This window comes from Geobacillus zalihae, from assembly GCF_030414215.1.
In the GTDB taxonomy this organism is placed as follows: domain Bacteria; phylum Bacillota; class Bacilli; order Bacillales; family Anoxybacillaceae; genus Geobacillus; species Geobacillus zalihae.
The window spans coordinates 868,816-888,587 of record NZ_CP129217.1 but is presented as its reverse complement, the minus strand read 5'-3'; the positions used below and the strand labels follow the sequence as shown (position 1 = coordinate 888,587).

General features: G+C 54.6%; 15 protein-coding genes, 4 pseudogenes and 3 riboswitches. Of the genes and pseudogenes, 12 read left to right on the top strand and 7 right to left on the bottom strand.

The window, feature by feature from the left end; translation table 11 throughout:
- Positions 1-299 precede the first annotated feature (299 nt).
- The 5 genes and pseudogenes from QWV57_RS04610 to QWV57_RS04590 all read left to right on the top strand — a co-directional run.
- Positions 300-551, top strand: a pseudogene (locus tag QWV57_RS04610) (transposase); the annotation flags it as partial.
- A gap of 288 nt (positions 552-839) precedes the next feature.
- Positions 840-1,020, top strand: a riboswitch (Lysine riboswitch).
- Positions 1,021-1,153: 133 nt separating this feature from the next.
- Positions 1,154-2,522 (top strand): annotated as a pseudogene (locus QWV57_RS04605) (amino acid permease).
- Between the two features lie 122 nt (positions 2,523-2,644).
- Positions 2,645-3,931: pseudogene (locus tag QWV57_RS04600) on the top strand (TolB family protein); the annotation flags it as partial.
- A 401-nt stretch (positions 3,932-4,332) separates the two neighbouring features.
- Positions 4,333-5,067, top strand: a pseudogene (locus QWV57_RS04595) (alpha/beta hydrolase family protein); the annotation flags it as partial.
- Positions 5,068-5,085: 18 nt separating this feature from the next.
- Complete coding sequence (locus tag QWV57_RS04590; protein WP_014195275.1) at positions 5,086-5,634, top strand: short-chain dehydrogenase; 549 nt, start codon at positions 5,086-5,088, stop codon at positions 5,632-5,634.
- A 61-nt stretch (positions 5,635-5,695) separates the two neighbouring features.
- Here the strand turns inward: QWV57_RS04590 and QWV57_RS04585 are convergent, their stop codons facing one another.
- Both QWV57_RS04585 and QWV57_RS04580 read right to left on the bottom strand, forming a co-directional pair.
- Complete coding sequence (locus QWV57_RS04585) at positions 5,696-6,262, bottom strand: phosphate propanoyltransferase (protein WP_033006192.1); 567 nt, start codon at positions 6,260-6,262, stop codon at positions 5,696-5,698.
- Between the two features lie 89 nt (positions 6,263-6,351).
- The gene (locus tag QWV57_RS04580; protein WP_014195273.1) at positions 6,352-6,801 is read right to left on the bottom strand and encodes a MarR family winged helix-turn-helix transcriptional regulator; all 450 of its coding nucleotides are present in this window, start codon (positions 6,799-6,801) and stop codon (positions 6,352-6,354) included.
- A gap of 216 nt (positions 6,802-7,017) precedes the next feature.
- Here QWV57_RS04580 and QWV57_RS04575 point away from each other — a divergent pair, with 216 nt between their 5' ends.
- Complete coding sequence (locus QWV57_RS04575) at positions 7,018-7,752, top strand: ZIP family metal transporter (RefSeq protein ID WP_015374254.1); 735 nt, start codon at positions 7,018-7,020, stop codon at positions 7,750-7,752.
- Between the two features lie 88 nt (positions 7,753-7,840).
- On the opposite strand, the gene QWV57_RS04570 is transcribed toward QWV57_RS04575, so the two are convergent.
- The 5 genes from QWV57_RS04570 to QWV57_RS04550 form a co-directional block, all read right to left on the bottom strand.
- Positions 7,841-8,383: a 1,2-dihydroxy-3-keto-5-methylthiopentene dioxygenase gene (locus tag QWV57_RS04570; RefSeq protein ID WP_015374253.1), complete on the bottom strand. Its 543-nt coding sequence runs from the start codon at positions 8,381-8,383 to the stop codon at positions 7,841-7,843.
- A 29-nt stretch (positions 8,384-8,412) separates the two neighbouring features.
- The gene (locus QWV57_RS04565; RefSeq protein WP_129446837.1) at positions 8,413-9,045 is read right to left on the bottom strand and encodes a methylthioribulose 1-phosphate dehydratase; all 633 of its coding nucleotides are present in this window, start codon (positions 9,043-9,045) and stop codon (positions 8,413-8,415) included.
- On the bottom strand, positions 9,042-9,704 hold the full coding sequence (mtnX, locus tag QWV57_RS04560; RefSeq protein ID WP_020755950.1) for a 2-hydroxy-3-keto-5-methylthiopentenyl-1-phosphate phosphatase: 663 nt from the start codon (positions 9,702-9,704) through the stop codon (positions 9,042-9,044). Before mtnX ends, QWV57_RS04565 begins: the two co-directional genes overlap by 4 nt.
- Positions 9,701-10,942, bottom strand: coding sequence for a 2,3-diketo-5-methylthiopentyl-1-phosphate enolase (mtnW, locus tag QWV57_RS04555; protein ID WP_033006186.1), 1,242 nt, complete (start codon positions 10,940-10,942; stop codon positions 9,701-9,703). The genes mtnX and mtnW overlap by 4 nt, the downstream gene beginning before the upstream one ends.
- A gap of 77 nt (positions 10,943-11,019) precedes the next feature.
- A riboswitch (SAM riboswitch) is annotated at positions 11,020-11,128 on the bottom strand.
- An 84-nt stretch (positions 11,129-11,212) separates the two neighbouring features.
- Complete coding sequence (locus tag QWV57_RS04550) at positions 11,213-12,400, bottom strand: pyridoxal phosphate-dependent aminotransferase (RefSeq protein WP_021321409.1); 1,188 nt, start codon at positions 12,398-12,400, stop codon at positions 11,213-11,215.
- Between the two features lie 96 nt (positions 12,401-12,496).
- On the opposite strand from QWV57_RS04550, the gene QWV57_RS04545 reads away from it, so the two are divergent.
- The 6 genes from QWV57_RS04545 to QWV57_RS04520 all read left to right on the top strand — a co-directional run bounded on the left by QWV57_RS04545 (position 12,497) and on the right by QWV57_RS04520 (position 19,687).
- Complete coding sequence (locus QWV57_RS04545; protein ID WP_081133130.1) at positions 12,497-13,309, top strand: carbon-nitrogen family hydrolase; 813 nt, start codon at positions 12,497-12,499, stop codon at positions 13,307-13,309.
- 94 nt (positions 13,310-13,403) lie between these two features.
- Positions 13,404-13,572, top strand: a riboswitch (SAM riboswitch).
- A 138-nt stretch (positions 13,573-13,710) separates the two neighbouring features.
- A complete protein-coding gene (mtnK, locus tag QWV57_RS04540) occupies positions 13,711-14,901 on the top strand; it encodes an S-methyl-5-thioribose kinase (RefSeq protein ID WP_060788073.1) in 1,191 nt (396 codons plus the stop codon).
- A 69-nt stretch (positions 14,902-14,970) separates the two neighbouring features.
- Positions 14,971-16,038: an S-methyl-5-thioribose-1-phosphate isomerase gene (mtnA, locus tag QWV57_RS04535; RefSeq protein ID WP_020755941.1), complete on the top strand. Its 1,068-nt coding sequence runs from the start codon at positions 14,971-14,973 to the stop codon at positions 16,036-16,038.
- Complete coding sequence (locus QWV57_RS04530; protein ID WP_081212720.1) at positions 16,025-17,185, top strand: sugar ABC transporter substrate-binding protein; 1,161 nt, start codon at positions 16,025-16,027, stop codon at positions 17,183-17,185. Before mtnA ends, QWV57_RS04530 begins: the two co-directional genes overlap by 14 nt.
- A complete protein-coding gene (locus tag QWV57_RS04525) occupies positions 17,182-18,732 on the top strand; it encodes a sugar ABC transporter ATP-binding protein (RefSeq protein WP_020755939.1) in 1,551 nt (516 codons plus the stop codon). The genes QWV57_RS04530 and QWV57_RS04525 overlap by 4 nt, the downstream gene beginning before the upstream one ends.
- Positions 18,674-19,687 (top strand): ABC transporter permease, encoded by a 1,014-nt coding sequence (locus QWV57_RS04520; protein ID WP_081133134.1) that lies wholly within the window; start codon positions 18,674-18,676, stop codon positions 19,685-19,687. Before QWV57_RS04525 ends, QWV57_RS04520 begins: the two co-directional genes overlap by 59 nt.
- Positions 19,688-19,772 lie beyond the last annotated feature (85 nt).

The following is a 19,772-nucleotide window of genomic DNA, read 5'->3' as shown; positions in this document are numbered from 1 at the left end:
GCTCTGTCCCTTCTTTCCTTTCATTTTTACATTTTTTCATCACTCAGCCGACCTACTGTTTATTCGCCATGAATCCTCAAAATCCTTCTCGATTTCCCATTCTCTGGGTTCATCACCACAAATTATACTAATCATTTCACTCATATTTCGCAACCTTTGCATAATATATAAAAAACCACCCATATATGCGCATAAAAAGGCTCTTCACCAAAATTTTGCGCTTTCTCTTTTCCATCGGTCCATTAGGCGCGTTGGAAATCTTTATCTGAGAGAGCGTGCAAACGTTCCGAAAGAATGTGCAAAATCTGGAACAATTGGAGGCTTGGATTCATCGTTATTCGTTTTGTCCTTGTTCAGTTGTGCGAGCCATCGCAAAATCACTCGTCAAACGAACAGACGAAATCATATCATGCATTTTATCGTCTTATTCGAATGGGAAAATGGAGGAAACGAATAACAAGATTAAGCGGATCAAACGTCGGGGATACGGATACAGAAATATCCAACGTTTTGCATTTCGGGTTCGGTTAGAAACAGCTAACATACTTTAATGGCTAGTGCAAGTACATCTTTTAGTTTTTAGTGATGAACCATTCTCTGAACAAATTTCCATTTTATTTCCTCATAGAAAAAGAAGGCAACTATCATGATCTTGATCTTCGCAACCATTTCTATTTTTCAAAAACAAATCATATTCCCATTCGCGCCCTCTTCCCCCTAGAAATAGCGGCCATGGATTGGGAATCTCGTCCCATCTTCTGTATTTCCCAAAAACATATTGACGATTTTTGTCGAATCAGGTAAGATAGTGTCGGCAACCATATACCCCCTCTCCACTTCAATGGGATAGAGGTTGCGGTGAACAAAAGTAGCGCTGCCGAGGCTCGGAGCGGTCCATGACGCAGCGGGAAAGGGTTCACCGCCGAAGTTTGCGGCGCGCTCCGGCGGCGCAAGCTGGGCCTGCGGCCGAACAGGCGCAGGACTGCCATCGCCCTTGGGCGATGGAGCGCTATCGCCATTCAGTTGGATGCGAATCGATCATGCACCCGCTGAAAAGGCGCGGGTGCTTTCTTTTTTCGAAAGGAGCGTTTTGACCTTGGATCAGCAACGAAAACTTGGCATTTGGGTGTTAACCGCGCTTGTCGTGGGCAATATGGTCGGATCCGGCATTTTCATGCTGCCGCGCTCGTTGGCGGAAGCGGCGAGCCCCATCGGCGTGATGCTCGCCTGGCTGTTGACCGGAGCCGGCGTCCTCATGACGGCGGTTGTGTTTGGCAACTTGGCAATCCGCAAGCCCGAGTTAGGCGGCGGACCGCAAATTTACGCGAAGGAGCTGTTTCCGAAAGGCTCCAATCTCTCGATTTTATCGGGATTTATGTCATCATGGGGCTACTGGGTCGGCAACTTTGCCGGCAACGTGGCGATCATTACAACATTTGCAAGCTACTTGTCGACGTTTTTCCCGGTTCTGACGAGCGGCCAAACGGTGTTCACCGCCGGGGCGTTCCACCTTGAAGCTTGGGAACTTGTTGACGTTTCTCGTCTGCACGGCGCTCCTTTGGGGGATGCATATCATCATTTTGCGCGGTGTAGAAGGCGCTGGCAAGCTGAATTTTGTCGCCACCGCGGCCAAAGTGCTTGGCTTTTTCCTATTTATCGTCATCGCCTTGTTTGCCTTTGACAAAGCGGTCATCGGCCCGCTTGATGCCCCTCGCTATGACGGGAACGGACAGCCGATCGGTTTGCTTGGACAAATCAACAACGCCGCGTTATCGACACTCTGGGCGTTTGTCGGCGTTGAATCGGCGATGGTGTTCGCTTCCCGCGCGCGCAAACAAGCGGACGTAAAACGGGCGACGATCGCCGGCCTGCTCATCGCCTTAGCCATTTACATCGGCATCAGCTTTTTGGTGATGGGCGTCTTGCCGCAACGCGAACTGATTCAATCGGAAAAACCGCTCGTGGACGCCATCAATGCCATCGTCGGACCGGCGGGCGGCTACGTGTTGGCTGGCCTTGGGCTGATCAGCTTGCTTGGCTCGACGCTCGGCTGGATCTTGTTGAGCGCCGAAGTGCCGTACCAGGCGGCGAAACAAGGGATGTTTTTGCCGGTTTTTTTGAAGGAAAACAGAAAAGGGGCACCGAGCTTCTCGCTCACATTGTCAAACGCGCTGGCGCAATTGTTCATTTTCTCGACCATTTCCAACTCGATGGCAACAGCGTTTGACTTCGTCATTTACATCGCCACGCTCGCTTATCTCGTTCCATATTTGATTGCTTCCGTCTTCCAGCTGAAGCTCACGCTCACGGGGGAAACATATGCGGCAGGACGGGAGCGGCTCGCTGACGGCATCGTTGCGGCGCTGGCAACATTGTATTCCGTCTGGGTCGTCATCGCCGGGACGGCGGATATGAAAACGTTCCTGCTGGGCGTTGCCTTGCTGGCAAGCGGCGTGATCTTCTACCCGCAGGTGAAAAAGGCAGCGCAGCAGGCAAATGAAAAACAAAAACTGTCGGCATAGCTAAAAAACGGACGCCTATCGTTTGGGCGTTCGTTTTTTTCTGTTTTGGGGCAGGATCTTTTCTTTCGTAAGACGAAATATACAAGATGGTTCCATTTTTGAAGGAAAGAGAGGTCTTGCTGATGAACAACAACGAGCACCTGACGAAACGCCGCGGCATGACGGCGGAAGATTTGCTTCGCCTCCGCTCGGTGCGCGACCCGCACTACGCGCCGGACGGAACGCGCGTCGTGTTTGTGGAAAAATCGATCGACGAAGAAAACCAATACCGCTCCCATCTATCTATGTGGACGGAAGACGGCGCCGTCCGTCCATGGACGTTCGGGCGCTGTCGCGACACGAAGCCGCGCTTTTCCCCGGACGGCGAAACGATCGCCTTTTTGTCTGACCGCTCGGGGCGTGTGCAGCTTTGGCTGCTGCCTGCCAATGGCGGCGAAGCGCGCCAGCTGACGTTTTTCAAAAACGGCGTGCGCGATTACGTCTGGTCGCCGGATGGAACGTTTCTCATCGCCCTAACGACGCTTGGCGATGATGAAACGATTGAAGACCGCGAAGAACCGGAAAAGGCAGAAGTGAAGCGAGCCGACCTGAAACCGCGCGTGATCGAGCGGCTGTATTACAAATCGGACGCGGCTGGTTTTCTTGACGGCAAACGGGCGGTGCTCACGCGCATCGATGTGCTGTCAGGAAAAATCGAAGCGTTGACGGGCCGCGAGGAGGAAATCGGTTCGTTTGCGATTTCGCCAAACGGACGGACGCTTGCCTTTGTCGCCAACCGAAACGAGGATCCGGACACCGCCTTTACCCGCGACATCATTTTGCTCGATCTCGAGAAAAAAACAGAAACGAACTTGACGAACGGCTGCGGCGCGTTCGCTTCACTCGCCTGGTCGCCGGACGGAATGAAGCTCGCGGCCATCGGCCATGATTTGGCTTATCTTGGGGCGACGCTTCACCGGCTTTACGTCTTTGAGCCGGAACGTGGAACGAAGCGGGTGTTGACCGCCGACTGGGACGTCCATCTCGGTGACGCCATGGTCGGCGACATGCACGCTGATGCGAAAGGCCCGGGCCCGATTTGGGCGAGCGACGGAAGCGGCCTGTATGTCACCGCCTCAGAGCGCGGACGCGTCAACGCATATTTCGTCTCGCTCGCCGGCCCGATCGTTCCAGTGGTCGAAGGAGATTTTCATCTATACGGATTCACCGTCCATCCGAATGGACGGCAAGCCGTCGCCGCCATCAGCTCGCCTACGTCCGTTGGCGATTTATATGCGGTCTCGCTTGCCGATGGAACGAAAACACGGCTTACGCGTGCCAATGAAGCGCTTGAACATGAAGTGGCCTTCGCCGCTGCCGAACCGTTTACGTATCGATCGGCGGACGGTTTGGAGATTCAAGGCTGGATCGTCAACTACCCCCACTTAGCTAACGCTTGAAGTGGGGGCTTGCAACTCCCCAGAAGTACAAGCGGACTTCGTCCTCCTTCCTTGACTTGGGGTTGCATCAGGGCAGGTTGACAACTACCCAACGACGCAGGTCATGCCTGCATCGTTACCGATTCTCTCGGTGTGTCTGTTGGCAGTACTTGGCTTCCACACACAACAGACGGATCTACGCTCGATGTTTTACGGTTACAACGTTTCCTGTAACCAACTCCATACATCGAGTAGCAGTTATTGGAGTGCCTTTATTAAACGGTTTTCTCCACGCCTTTATTATATCATACACAAAAGAAAAGGGGAACGCGCATTCCTCTCCCACTTACTCCCTTTGGTCGTTGAAGTGGGAGTCTCCTGCGCGAAATAGGATGAAACCGCCTGAGCTTGACGAAGGAGAAAAGGCGCCGCTTGTCGTCGAAATTCACGGCGGACCGCATGCGATGTATGGATTTACGTTTTTCCATGAATTTCAGCTGCTCGCTTCATCCGGTTATGCCGTGCTGTTTACGAACCCGCGCGGCAGCCACGGATACGGCCAATCGTTTGTCAATGCCGTGCGCGGCGACTATGGCGGCATGGATTATGAAGACATTATGGCTGGCGTCGACGCCGCGATCAGCAAGTTCGACTTTATTGACAAACAACGGCTTGGCGTCACCGGCGGCAGCTACGGCGGGTTTATGACAAACTGGATCGTCGGGCATACCGACCGATTCAAAGCGGCTGTCACTCAACGTTCGATTTCCAACTGGCTCAGCTTCTCCGGCGTGAGCGACATCGGCTACTTTTTCACGAAATGGGAAGTCGGCTGCGACGTTTGGGAAGACGCTGAGCGGCTTTGGCATCATTCGCCGCTCAAATACGTCAAACACATGCGCACACCGCTGTTAATTTTGCATAGCGAACGCGATTACCGCTGCCCAATCGAGCAGGCCGAACAGCTGTTTGTCGCCTTAAAGCAGCTCGGGCGGGAAACAAAGCTCGTCCGCTTTCCGGACGCCAACCACGATTTGTCGCGCACCGGCAACCCTGCTCTTCGGCTTGAGCGTCTTCGCCATATCGTCGACTGGTTTGACCGCTATTTGAAAGGAGCATCGCATTAATCCGAAAGGAGAACCACCATGCACGCACTCGTCATCGGTGGGACAGGCATGTTAACCGACGTGTCGCTTTGGCTCGTGCGAGAAGGGTACCATGTATCCATCGTCGCCCGGAACAGGGAACGGATGGAACGGCTCATCGCCCGCGCCGCACATCTGGAGGCCATTACCCCGCTTTTGGTCGATTATCGCGATCATGATGTACTATGTTCCTTGATTCACCAAACAATCAATGAAAACAGAGCCTTCGACCTTGTTGTCGCATGGGTGCACAGCGACGGGAAACAGGCGTTTCCGGCCATCATCCGGGAAAATAGCAGACATCCCGGTCCTTGGCGTCTGTTCCACGTGCTCGGCAGCCGGGCCCATCCGGCCGAGGCAAAGCGGGAACTCCGTTTGTCTTCCGCTTGCCTGTACCGGCAAATTCAGCTTGGCTTCGTGATCGAAGAGCATAGCACGCGTTGGCTCACCCATCAAGAAATCAGCAGCGGCGTCATTGACGCCATTCGGCGTGATGCGCCGTTTCATCTTGTCGGCACACTAGCATCAGAGAAGAAGCGGCCGCATTAATGGGAAGCGCCCTCTCGTTTGTACCGAGAGGGCGCTTTGTCCGCCTTTGGCGCGGATGGTTTCACGATGGAAGCAGTTCGACATAATCGCCCGTTTTCAAGCCGGCCGCGTTCGCTTCATCGGTGTCAATGTGCATATCTAATGCAAAATCTTCGCTGACGCGGACGATCACTTCGTCAAAAATGAGCGCCCGCTCCCCTTGCGTTTTCACTTTCACAACTTGTTTATCGCGGACGCCAAACGTCTCGGCATCTTTCGGCGTCATATGAATGTGGCGCTTGGCAATGATCACCCCTTTGTCGACGGTCACCGTCCCCTTCGGTCCGTGAATCGTAATGCCCGGCGTTCCGTCAATATCGCCGGATAAGCGGACCGGGGGCGCGACGCCGAGCTTGAAGCTGTCGGTTTTCGAAATTTCAAGCTGGGTGAGCGAACGGACCGGTCCGAGGACGCGGACGTTTTCAATTTTCCCTTTCGGCCCTTCGACCGTCACCGTTTCCTTGGCGGCGAACTGGCCAGGCTGCGACAACGGCTTGAGCACCGTCAGCTCGGCGCCTTCGCCAAACAGCGCCGCCATGTGTTCTTTTGATAAATGAATGTGGCGATTCGATACCCCTACTGGAACCATCAATGGTGATCTCTCCTTTTTTGCTGGCTATGGTATGTTCTTTATATAACGTATCCATTTCCGGCAAAATTAAAGAGGCCGACCTCGCGTCAGCCCCTTGTTTTTGCCCCATATCCTAATTTTTTCAGCAGCGCAATCGCCTGCTCTTTTTCTGCCGCCGTCAGCGCCGAAACCGTTTCGTGAATTTTTTCCGCATGCTCGGGAAATACGCGTTCAATAAACCGCCGCCCCTCTTCTGTAATGGACGCGTACGTGACGCGCCGGTCCTTTTCGCAGGCGCGGCGGACGATCAATCCTTTGTTTTCCAGTTTGTCAATGACGTAGGTGATGCTCCCGCTCGCCAGCAAAATTTTTTCGCCAATTTGCTGGAGCGGCTGATCCCCTTTATGGTATAACAATTCTAACACGGCAAATTCGGTCGGATTGACCCCGAATGAGTGGATTGATTTGTTCACTTGGTCGCTTACGGCGCGGTAAGCCCGCGACAATACGATAAACAACTTTAGCGATTGCTCGAGTTCTTGCTCTTTTTGTTCCATGCCATCCAACCCTTTGCATTTAACCATTTCTTACTTGCATTATACTTGAACAGCAAACAGGCAGGCAACCGTTTTTGCCAGGCGCTGGTCCATTTTTCTCGCCAGCGGCCGTTCCTTTCGCTATGATAATTTTGTGATAGGGCAGCGCTTGGGCGATTGTCACATTTGTGGAAACGGCGCATATGAAAAAATAAAGGCTGATGAAGGGGGAATTGGATGAACGGGGTATTGACCGGCAGTGTGCTGTCCGCCTTATCGACCGGACTTGGCGCTGTGCCGATTTTGTTTATGGCCAAATCGCTCACCCACCGCTGGCGCGATGTGCTCCTCGCGTTTTCAGCCGGCATTATGATGGCGGCCTCGATGACAAGTCTTATTCCCGAGGCCCTGCGGTCCGGCGGTTTTGAGGCGCTCGCCATCGGATTGGCGGCGGGGGTGCTCGTGTTAACGTTGCTTGAGATGACCGTCCCCCATATCGACTTGGAGCATACGAAAAGCGGCTTGCAATTCGACGAAAAGGCGATGCTCATCATCGCCGCCATTGCGATGCACAATCTCCCCGAAGGGCTGTCAGTCGGGGTGAGCTACGCCTCAGACGGCGCTTCGCAAATCGGCAATTTGATCGCATTGGCCATCGGCTTGCAAAACGCGCCGGAAGGATTTTTGGTCGCCTTGTTTTTAGTCAATCAGCAGATTGGCCGCTTTAAAGCGTTTGTCATTGCCACGTTAACCGGCGCGGTCGAAATTGTGACGTCTTTGCTCGGCTTTTATTTAACCTCTCTCTTCCGCGGCCTCGTTCCATACGGGTTGGCGTTTGCCGCCGGGGCGATGCTGTTTATCATTTACAAAGAACTCATTCCCGAAAGTCATGGCGACGGCAACGAACGGATCTCGACGTACGCGTTTATTATCGGCATTTTGTTTATGATTTTGTTAACCGAATCGTTTTAGCGATCCCCCCTTCCGTCATCGAGACAGGCGCTCCTCTCCATACAGAACGAAACACCCCGCTGCCTTGCCTGGCAGCGGGGTGTTCTCATTATTGGACGGCCTCTTCTTTTTCTTCATACGGATGGGCGACCCAGCCGGACGGGTCGATGAACAGACGGACGGCTACGACTTGGCGGTCGTCCATGAGCGTAAAGTAGTGCGGATTCCCTTCCGGCACAGAAATGACATCGCCGGCTTCCAGCTCGACGTCAAAATAACCGGTTTCTTTGTCGCCTTTGATGATGAAAATGCCATGGCCGGCTGTAATGGCGCGCACTTCGTCTTCCGTATGGATGTGCACTTGTTCAAATTTTTTCAGCAGTTCATCCAAGTTCGGCGTCGCATCGGACAGAGCGACGATATCCCATGTTTTGTAGCCGCGGCGCGCCGCCAAATCTTCAATTTCATCTTTGAACGTCGCCAAAATTTCATTTTTCTCTTCATCCGTGAGTACGTATTTGTCACGCAAATGCTCCGGCAGTTTCGTGATGTCCCAATGTTCATACAACACCCCTTGACTGTTCAAAAACGCGCGCACATTGTCTTCTCCTTCAATCACTTGGCCCGTTTTTCTCACTTTGATGACGGCCATGTCAAAATCCCCCTTCTAAAAGATGTATATTAACCAACCGGCAGGCCGGCCCGTTGCAAAAGCAGCCGCTTCACCTGCCAGCTGAACAAAAACTCCCACGCTTCCAAATGTTTTTTCGCTTCAAACGCCGTTCGTCCCCAGACGGTAATGCCGTGGTTGTGGATCAACACGGCGCCCGCATCGCCATGAATATATGACGAAAACTGTTGAGCCAACGTCGGGATGTCGGCGTCATTGCCAATGATCGGAATGCGCACTTCGGCATTTTCTTCCCAAATGCCGAACGCCTTAATGATTTCTTGCCCGGAAAAGACCGCCTCTCCGTTGGCTGCGTACACATCGGAAATGATATTATTGTCGACCGTGTGAACATGCAAAACGCAACCGGCGTTTGTGCGATTGTAAATTTCCACATGCAGCAGCGTCTCCGCTGATGGCTTTAAATGTGTTTTCTCCGCTGGTCGGCCGGCGGCGTCAACGAGCAAGAAGTCCTCATCCGTTTGCTTCCGCTTATCCTTGCCGCTCGCTGTCACCAAAAACGTCAACGGGTCGTCCGTCACTTTGATCGACAAATTGCCGCTTGTTGCGAAAAACCAATCGCGGGCGGCGAGCTCGGCTTTCACTTCCGCAAGCTCGTTCCACTTTTTCACGACGATGCTCATACGATCACCTCCATTCGCTGCAACGCATCCATCACGTCAAAAAACGTCGCAAATGGCGCGTGCGGCAGGTCAAGCTCTTGACATTTTTCAAGCAGAAAATCGCGCGCCAGCACATAATCGGCTTGTCTTGCCACCGCCAAGTCGGTGATCGAATCGCCGATGACGACGTGATACCCGTCGGGGCGGGCGAGCCTGCGCAATAGCGACGGCTTGCAGCAGCCGCAGCCGTTTTGGCACTGGCTGTCGCATGCATGCGGCCATGTGATGCGGATCGTCTCACCGCTGAAGTCAGAGCCGTTGCAAAAAATGCGCTCCGGCTCAATCAGCCCTTCAAGCAGTGGGTAGACGAAAAAGTCGATGCCGCCGCTCACGATATAGAGCGGGATGCTTTGCTCTTTCGTCCACGCGACAAACTCACGGAACCCTTCGCGCAAACGGGCGGTGCTAAGCAAAAAGTCAACAATCTCCTCTTTCAGCGCCGACGGAAGAAGTGAAAACATTTTTCCGACGCCTTCCTGAACGGAGATGCGCTGGGCGAGAATGTCGTCCTTTAACGCCTCCCACTCCGGCGGGGCGAACTGTTTCATAATGGCGATAATGTTGTCGTTTTCCGTAATGGTGCCGTCAAAATCACAAAAGAGAACGAGCTGTTTCGTCATGCTTCCACCTCAATGGCGCCCCAGCGGTCGATCGCCTTTTGCAGCGCCTCGTTGTCTTTCGCCGCTTCACGGAGCGGACGGCCGGCCAGCGCCGCGTCGATGGCAGCGCGAAACGCCTTTCCGCCGCCGATCGCCCCGTCCGGGTGGCCGTGAATGCCGCCGCCGGCGTTGACGATGCTGTCACGGCCGAAATCGCGGACAAGAAGCGGCACCAAGCCCGGATGGATGCCGGCCGAGGGCACTGGAAACGCTCGGGCAAACGGCTCTTGTTCATCGGTCAGCGCTTGGGCGATGCCAAGCGCCTGCCCGCGCTCCAAAGCGACGCTGCCATACGGAGACGGGAACAACACAAAATCGGCGCCGGCAAGACGCAAAAGTTTTCCAAGCAAGAGCGACGGGGCGACGCCGTAAAACTCCGACGGCGTGATGGCGCCGCTGAACGCCGGGTGGGCCATAATCGGGACGGAAATCTCTTCATCTTCCCGCAGCCCTTGCAGGACGTCCAATCCATAGGCGAACACGTTGAACAACAGCACATCAGCACCAAGCTCGGCGGCTCGTCTCGCCTTCTCTTTCAGCTCAAACGTTTTGCCGGTCAAGTTGACGGCGTACAGCGTCCGCTTGCCTGTTTGTTCGTACACCTCTTCGAGCGCCGCTTTGCCTTCTGTAATGCGCTTCGCAAATGGCAGACGATCGCTGTCAAACAAAATTTCGTCATCTTTGACCAAGTCAACGCCGCCAAGCGCTTGCTTTTTCAACTCTGATGTCAAATACGCCAAATCGCGGCCGACGATGCCTTTGAAAATGCTCATCAACAGCGGGCGGTCGTACACTCCGACCTTTTCGCGAATGCCGGCGATGCCAAAGCGCGGTCCCGGGAACTTCCGTTTCCACTCCTCTGGAAGTTCCAAATCAAGCAGCCGCACTTCCCCGTCCAGCGACAGCTTGCCGAACGTCGTCACCAACAATGCTGGCAAATCGGCGCTGAAGTTCACCGTCGGATAGGCGATTTTGACGATCGCCCGCTTCAGCCGCTTGCCGAAGTACGCATTCGTCCGGTCGCTTTCCTCAAGCTCCTCGACCGCAACGACTTCCCCTTTATGCTTGCGGAGCTGGTCTTGCTCCAGCTGCGGCAAGTCGGTCCATGTGCCGACCGTCAAGCCGAGCGCGATCCCTTCGGCCTTTTTGCGAATGTCTTTCTCGTCATGAAGCAAATACGTCGCAATGACTGCACTCATCGTCCATCCCTCTTTCAATATATGGCGAAATAAAAAAGCCCCTTCCTAAGAAGAGGCGTCATTCAGTCATGGCGCTCTTCTTATCTCTCAGCGTTTCCGCTGCAAGAATTAGCACCGTGCTTGGCGCGCGCCAAGCCGGTTGCCGGGCTTCATTGGGCTCGTCCCTCCGCCTGCTCTTGATAAGAAAGCCTGCTCGTTTATGCACTTGTCAAACAATTGGCAAATTTACTTTGAATTATGACATCGCCGATTGGCGTTGTCAATCATTTTTCAAAAATTTTTTTCGAACAATCCAAGGCGGCCGATCCGCTCCGCTGCTTCGCGAAGCCGCGCTTCATCGGTCAAGAGGCCGACGCGCACATACCCTTCGCCGTGCTCGCCGAACCCGATGCCTGGGGCGACGGCGACATGCGCCCGCTCAAGCAGCATGTCGGCAAACTCAGCGGATGATATGCCTTTTGGCAGCGGAAGCCAGGCGAAAAACGACCCATATGGCGCCGGCGCTTCCCAACCGATCTCGCAGAGCGCAGCGATGAACGCATTGCGGCGCGCCTCATACAATGCGACCAACTCCGTGACACAATCTTGCGGACCAAGGAGCGCCGCGGCGGCCGCTTCTTGGATGGCGCCGAACAAGCTGACATACAAATGATCCTGCAAAAGCTCAAGCGCCCGAATGATCCGCTCGTTGCCGACGGCAAACGCCACACGCCAGCCGGCCATATTGTATGTTTTCGAAAACGTATAAATTTCGACGCCGACGTCTTTCGCCCCATCGGCTTCCAGGAAGCTGACCGGTTTCCGGCCGTCAAAGCCGATCGCCCCATAAGCGAAATCGTGCACGACGGCAATGCCGTGCTTGGCGGCAAACGCCACCGTCTCCGCGAAAAATTCCTTTGTCGCCGTCGCACCGGTCGGATTGTTCGGATAGTTTAAAAACATGAGCTTCGCTCGGTCGGCGACCGACTCCGGAATGGCTTCGTAATCCGGTAAGAATCCGTTTTCCGAAGAAAGCGGCATCATCTCCATCCGCGCGCGGGCAAGCGCGATCCCCGACCAATAGTCCGGATAGCCCGGGTCCGGGACAAGCACCACATCGCCCGGGTTGACGAGGCAAAGCGGCAGCTCGACAAGCCCGGCTTTGCCGCCGAACAAGATGGCGACCTCGCGGGCCGGGTCGATCGTCACCCCGTACTCGCGCGCGTAAAACGCCGCTACGGCTTCTTTCAAAAACGAGTAGCCTTGAAACGGCGAATATTTATGGTATTTTGGGTTCGCGGCTGCCTTCTGCATCGCTTCGACAATGTGCGCCGGCGTCGGCTGATCCGGATTGCCCTGCCCTAAGTTGATCACATCATAACCCGCCTTGATCTTCGCACCGACTTTCGCCACGAGCGAGGCGAAAAACTGCTTCGGCAGCTGTTCAAGCAGTTCGGAAAAGGGAAATTCGATCGTCATCGTCCACACCTTCTCAAAAATTCTTGAAATTCTAGTGCAACATCATATATCGTAAAAAGCAAAATGTAAAGCAAAATTTTTTCGAGGTGAAAACTCATGACGATCCGCATCGCCTGCCTCCAGCTTGATATTGCGTTTGGCGACCCGAACGAAAACGAACGGCGCGCGGAAAGCGCCATTGAATCGGCCGTCAAGGACGGCGCGAATATCATCGTGCTGCCAGAGTTATGGACGACCGGCTACGATTTGACGCGCCTGGATGAAATTGCCGACGAAGGCGCCGAACGGGCGAAGGCGCTCGCTTCCCGATTGGCGCAAACGTACGGCGTCCATTTCGTCGCTGGTTCGGTCGCCAAAAAAACAGCCGCCGGCGTGACAAACACGATGATCGTGGCCGACCGTCATGGCCAAATCGTCGGCGAATACAGCAAGCTTCACCTGTTCCAATTGATGGATGAACATTTGTATTTGCAGCCGGGAAACGAGCCAGGCTTGTTCTCGCTTGACGGGCTGCCGTGCGCTGGGGTCATTTGCTATGACATCCGCTTTCCGGAGTGGATTCGCGCCCATGCTTTGGCTGGGGCGGAAGTGCTGTTTGTCGTCGCCGAATGGCCGCTTCCCCGCCTGCACCATTGGCGGACGCTCTTGATGGCGCGGGCGATTGAAAACCAATGCTACGTCGTCGCCTGCAACCGGGCTGGCCGCGACCCGAACAACGTCTTTGCCGGCCATTCGCTCGTCATCGACCCATGGGGCGAAGTGATCGCCGAGGCGGACGAGAAGCCGGGCATTCTCTCGGCCGACATCGATCCCGCGCTCGTTGCGGACGTCCGCGCGCGCATCCCGGTGTTTGCCGACCGCCGGCCGCACGACTATGAAACGGCAAAAAATTTTTTCAAAACGTATTGACAATCGATTGGCCGACCATGTATCATTCGAATCAAGCAACCAAACAATTGAGAACATCGTGAAAATTCCCGAAACTGAATACAAGAAATCGGTACTCTTATCAAGAGTTGGCTGAGGGAATTGGCCCAATGAAGCCCAGCAACCGACCGTAATACTATCGTGAGATAGGGCGCACGCCAAGGGCGGCGCCGGAAGCGTCATGCTTCCGCAGGGCACGGTGCTAAGTCCAACAGAAAGACCGATGTCTTTCTGAAAGATAAGAGGCGCGAAGAACGAATGAATCTTCAAGCCTCTTTCCGTATGCGAAAGAGGCTTTTTCATTTGCCGGAAACGCCGAGTTTTAGCGCGCGTCAGAACCGGCATTTGAAAACGAGCGAAATGAAAAAAGGGGGAACAAGGCAATGACCACTGTTCAAACATCGGTTTACGAACCGCTGACCGAACCGAAGGCGGTATCTCTCGCTGTCCGCCTCGGCTTATTCCGCGACGGGGCGCCTCTTTTGTGCCGCGAGATCGGCGACGGCAACTTGAACTTAGTGTTTCATATCGTCGACCAAGAAACAAAGCAAGGCGTAATCATCAAACAAGCGTTGCCGTACGCCAAAGTGGTCGGCGAAAGCTGGCCGCTTACGTTAAAGCGCGCCGTCATCGAAAGCAACGCGCTGCGCACGTTTGCGAGCTATGTGCCGCAATACGTGCCGAAAGTCTACTATTCTGACGAATCGCTCGCCATTACGGTGATGGAAGACTTATCCCGTTTGCAAATCGCCCGCAAAGGGCTGATCGAAGGGAAAACGTATCCGCTTTTGTCCCAGCATATCGGCGAGTTTGTCGCCAAAACGGCATTTTATACGTCTGACTTCGGCATGAACCAGCAAGAGAAAAAGAAATTGGCGCAAAGCTTCGTCAATCCGGAACTGTGCAAAATTACCGAAGACCTCGTCTTCACCGACCCGTTTTTTGACCACGAAACGAACAACTTTGAAGACGAATTGCGCCCAGACGTTGAAGCGCTTTGGCGCGATGACCGACTCCACCTAGAAGCAGCAAAGCTGAAGCGCAAGTTTTTAACCGAAGCCGATGTGCTCTTGCATGGCGATTTGCATACCGGCAGCATTTTCGTAAGCGCCGACGAAACGAAAGTGATCGACCCAGAATTCGCCTTTTACGGTCCGATCGGGTTTGACCTTGGCCAATTTTTCGCCAATTTGCTGTTAAATGCGTTGTCCCGCTCTGAATTAGAGCGCCAACCGCTCTTTGACCACATCGACCGGACATGGGACGTCTTTGCGTCCGTGTTCTCAAACCTTTGGCGCACCGAGAGCGTGGAAACGTACGCCGCGACGCCGGGCTTGCTCGAGGACGTGCTCCGGCACGCGTTCATCGATGCTGTCGGCTTTGCCGGCTGCGAAGTCATCCGCCGGACGATCGGCCTCGCCCATGTGGCGGACCTTGACGGCATCGAGCACAAAGATGAACGGCTTGTTGCCAAACGGCATGCGCTCCGCCTCGGCCGCCGCTTGATCATTGAGCGGGCTGAGCTGACAGGAACGGATGGCTTCCGCCGGCTGCTCGCCGAAACCAAGCAGTAATGCCATTCGATCCGGCCCGCCGGCGACGGGCCGGACAAACGAACAACGCCAAAAGAAAGGAAGACAGCAATGAGCACATTTGCCATCCCGCGCTCAGTCGAATGGCGCGAGACGCATGTGACGATTTTAAACCAACAAAAACTTCCAACAGTCACGGAATATATCGACTTGCACACCATTGAAGACGTATATGACGCGATCGCCACGCTGAAAGTGCGCGGCGCGCCGGCGATCGGCATCACTGCCGCCTATGGCTTGGCGCTCGCCGCTTCGAGCTATGACACCGAGTCGGTCGATGAATTCCGCCGTCGCTTGAAACGAGATCGTGACTACCTAGCCAGTGCCCGGCCGACTGCCGTCAACTTGTTTTGGGCGCTCGATCGGCTCGTCACCGCTGCGGCCGACGCCCTTTCCGTCAACGAGGCCAAAACGACGCTCGTCCACGAAGCGATTCGCATTCAAGTGGAAGATGAGGATGTGTGCCGCCGCATCGGCGAATACGCGTTGTCGCTCTTTCGTCCGGGCGATCGGGTGATGACGATCTGCAACGCCGGCTCGATCGCCACCGCCCGCTACGGAACGGCGCTCGCCCCGTTTTATTTGGCGAAAGAAAAAGGAATTGAACTATCCGTTTACGCTCTCGAGACGCGGCCGGTGTTGCAAGGGGCGCGCCTGACCGCTTGGGAACTGATACAAGCGGGCGTTGATGTGACGCTCATCACCGACAACATGGCAGCGCAAGCGATCAAGGCGAAAGGCATTGGCGCCATCATCGTCGGCGCCGACCGGATCGCGCAAAACGGCGATACGGCGAACAAAATCGGCACGTTCGGCCTGGCCTTGCTCGCGAAGTCGTTTGACATTCCGTTTTACGTCGCTGCGCCGTTGTCCACGATCGATTTGACGACGAAAACAGGTGCGGACATCCCGATCGAAGAGCGCCATCCGGATGAAGTGACCCACATCGCCGGCGTACGCATCGCCCCGGAAGGCGTCAACGTATACAATCCGGCGTTTGACGTAACGCCAAACGAACTCATTACCGCGATCATTACCGAAAAAGGCATCATTCGCGGCAATTACAACGCAACGCTGCCATCATTATTCACAAAGGAGGAGCAACATGAAACGATTTAAGGCCTTATCTTCCCTTTTTCTTCTTTTCTTTGCCGTGTTCTCCATCTTGACTGGCTGCACACACGAGCAAGATGCCGTGAGCTCCAAGCCAGCCAACGGAGCCAAGACCACGAACAACAAAACGGAAACGACATCCAGCCACTCGACGGCAACAAGCGACGAGCAAGCGGCCATTCCTGAAAAGTTGAAAAAGCCGGTGAAAATCGCCGCCATTATGCAACTGTCCATCGGCACGTTCTCATCGCAATACATCGCCGGCGTCAAAGAACAAGTGCAAAAATTCGGCGGCGAGGTGCAAATTTACAACGCCGACAACGATTTAACCAAAATGGCATCGTACGTTGAGACGGCCATTACGCAAAATGTTGACGCCATTTTGCTTGACCACGGCCGCGCCGATGCGCTCGAAGGCCCGGTGAAAAAAGCCGTCGCCAAAGGCATTCCAGTTGTGGCATTTGACAACGATTTGAACATTCCCGGCGTCACCGTCATCGACCAAGACGACTACAGCCTCGCCTGGAAAACATTAAAAACGCTCGCAGAAGACTTAAACGGGGAAGGCAACATCGTCACGATTTGGGTCGGCGGCTTTACCCCGATGGAACGCCGCCATATCATTTATGACGCGTTCAAAAAACGCTATCCGAACATTAAAGAAATTGCCAAGTTTGGCACGGCGAGCGCCAACACAGCTTTGGACACACAAACGCAAATGGAAGCGATTTTGAAAAAATACCCGAACAAAGGCGACATTGACGCTGTCTTCGCAACTTGGGACGAGTTCGCCAAAGGGGCGACGCGCGCCATCGAGCAAGCTGGGCGCACGGAAATTAAAGTGTACGGCATCGATTTGAGCGATGAAGACTTGCAAATGATCCAAAAACCAAACAGCCCATGGGTGGCGACAACGGCGACGGACCCAGCCGAAGTCGGCCGCGTCCAAGTGCGGTTCGCGTATCAAAAAATCGCCGGAGAAAAAACGCCGAACATTTACTCGCTTGAGCCGCATTTAGTGAAACGGTCCGATCTTCCGGACAAACAAGTGTCGATGAATGAGCTTTCGCAATACATCCCGGGCTGGGGGCAATCCAATGTCGCCATCTCGCCGTGGATGAAAACGTTGGAAGCCCAGGTGAACAAAAAATGAACGGGTTGTCAATGCGGGGCATGGAAAAATCGTTTGGCGCCGTGCGCGTGCTTGACGGCGTGGACTTCGACGTTCGTCCTGGCGAAGTCCACGCCCTTTTGGGCATGAACGGCGCCGGCAAAAGCACGCTCATGAACATTTTGGCCGGCGCCATTCCTCCCGACGCCGGCACGATCACGATCGATGGCGTCAACTGCACCTTTTCGTCGCCGCTTGACGCGAAACGAGCCGGCATCGGCTTCGTCGTCCAAGAGGTCGACACGGCGCTTTTCCCAGGATTGCCCGTTTACGAAAACTTGGCGGCTGATGAGCTCGCTGATGTGAAGAAACAGCCGATCCGCTCGCTGCGCCGGGAAAAAGAACGGGCCGCTGCTCTGCTTCGCCGCGTCGGCCTTGCCATTTCGCCGGCAAAGCTCGTGCGCGACTGCTCGCTCCATGAAAAACAGCTGATCGTGCTCGCCAAAGTGTTGTCATCGAATGCGCGCTACATCATTTTGGACGAACCGACCGCCGCCTTGAGCGAAGCCGAAACGAAGCGGCTGTTTGCCATCATCACGGAACTGAAACAGCAAGGCGTCGGCTTTATTTACATCTCTCATAAACTGAAAGAAGTGCAGGAAATCGCCGACCGGCTGACGATTTTGCGCGACGGCCGCGTCGTCTACCATGGTTCCGCCCTCGGTTTGCCGCTTGAAGACATCGTCCTTCATATGACCGGAACAAGGCGAGCCGCCGCCATGAAACAAACGCGCGCGCATGGAAGCGACATCGCCTTTGCCGTCCGTGGGATCACGATCGAAAAAACCGGCACGACGGTCGATCTTTACGCCCATCGCGGCGAAATCGTCGGCATCGCCGGCTTGGTTGGCGCCGGCAAAACGGAGCTCGCTGAAAGCCTCATCGCCCACCGGAAGACGTCTGGCGAATGGCAACTTGACGGCCGGCGCTATACATTTTCATCGCCGCATGAAGCGATTGCCGCCGGCCTTTGTCTTATTCCGGAAGAACGGCGCAAACAAGGGCTGTTCTTGCCCGAGTCAGTGAAAACGAACTTGACCGTCCGCCTTCTTTCCCGCCTGTCGCGCTGGCAATGGATCAGCCGGGCGAAAGAAGCGGCTGAAGCCGACGGGCTCGTCCGCTCGCTAGGTGTTCATCCGCCGTCAAGCACCACCGTCGTTCGCCACTTGAGCGGCGGCAACCAGCAGAAAGTCGTCATCGGCAAATGGCTGAACACAAACGCGCGTGTTTTTCTATTCGACGAGCCCACGAAAGGAATCGATGTCCACGCCAAACAAGAGGTGTTTTCCATCATCCGTGCTCTCGCCGATGAAGGAAAAACAGTACTATATTTTTCGAGTGAATTTCACGAGCTTCTTGAGGTGTGCGACACCATCTACATCATGGCTGACGGCCGGCTACTCACCCGCCTGCCGGCCGCTGAACTGACGTATGAACAGCTTGTTTACTATTGCAGCGGAGGTGAGATCCATGAGCCAGCCAGCCGTTTCCGCGCCGCCGTCGAAAAAAGCGGCGCCGTTCATTCTTGAATTTTTGTATAAACATGGCACACTGCTTGCCATTTTGGCTGTAATCGCCTATTTTGGCCTGACACAAGACCGGTTTTTCACCTATGAAAACTTCAGCGACATTTTGCGTTCCATTTCCATCGTCACCTTGGTGGCCATTGGCATTACATTTTCGCTCATCGTCGACGGCTTCGATTTGTCGGTCGGTTCGACAGTGAGCTTGGCGACGATTGCCAGTGCGGCGGCGCTTGTCTTGCATCGCCAAGAAATTTTCGTCACCTTGCTCGTGCCGCTGTTGCTCGGCGTCGCCGTCGGGCTGCTTAATTCGTTGTTGATCGTCAAATTCAAACTGCCCGATTTGCTCGCAACATTGGCGACGATGTACGCCATTAACGGCGTGCAGCTCACCTATACGAAAGGGTTTTCGATCTACAACGACATGCCGCTGCCTGATGGCGGCACGGCGCCGGGCAAATTCATTCCTTCCTTTTTATTTATCGGCCAGGGAGAGCTGTTCGGCGTACCGTTTTCTGTCTTGCTTATGCTGTTTGTCGTCATGGCCGCTCATCTGTTTTTAACGTACACGAAACCCGGCCGCCTCTTTTATTTGACCGGGGAAAACCGCGAGGCGGCAAGGCTCTCAGGCATCCCAGTCAACCGCTATCGGACATATGCATACGTCATCAGCGGGTTTTTTGCGGCCTTAGGCGGCATCGTCCTTGCCTCGCGCATCGGCACCGGGCAAGTGTCGGCCGGCGCCTCTCTTTTAATGGACAGCGTCGCCGCCGCCTACATCGGCTTTTCCGTCTTTGGCGCCGGCAAGCCGAACGTCATCGGCACATTGTTCGGCTCGATTTTAATGGGCGTGTTGCTGAACGGCTTGACGATGATGAACGTCCCGTATTACGCCCAAGACATTATAAAAGGCGCCATTTTAGTCGGCGCCCTCGCCTTGTCGCATTGGCAAAAAAAATAACGCCCGATCTCTGCCCCCGTGGATGGCAATCCTCGGGGGCAGACGCGTTTTTCATATAGATGCAACGAAGAAGTTTACCATATCC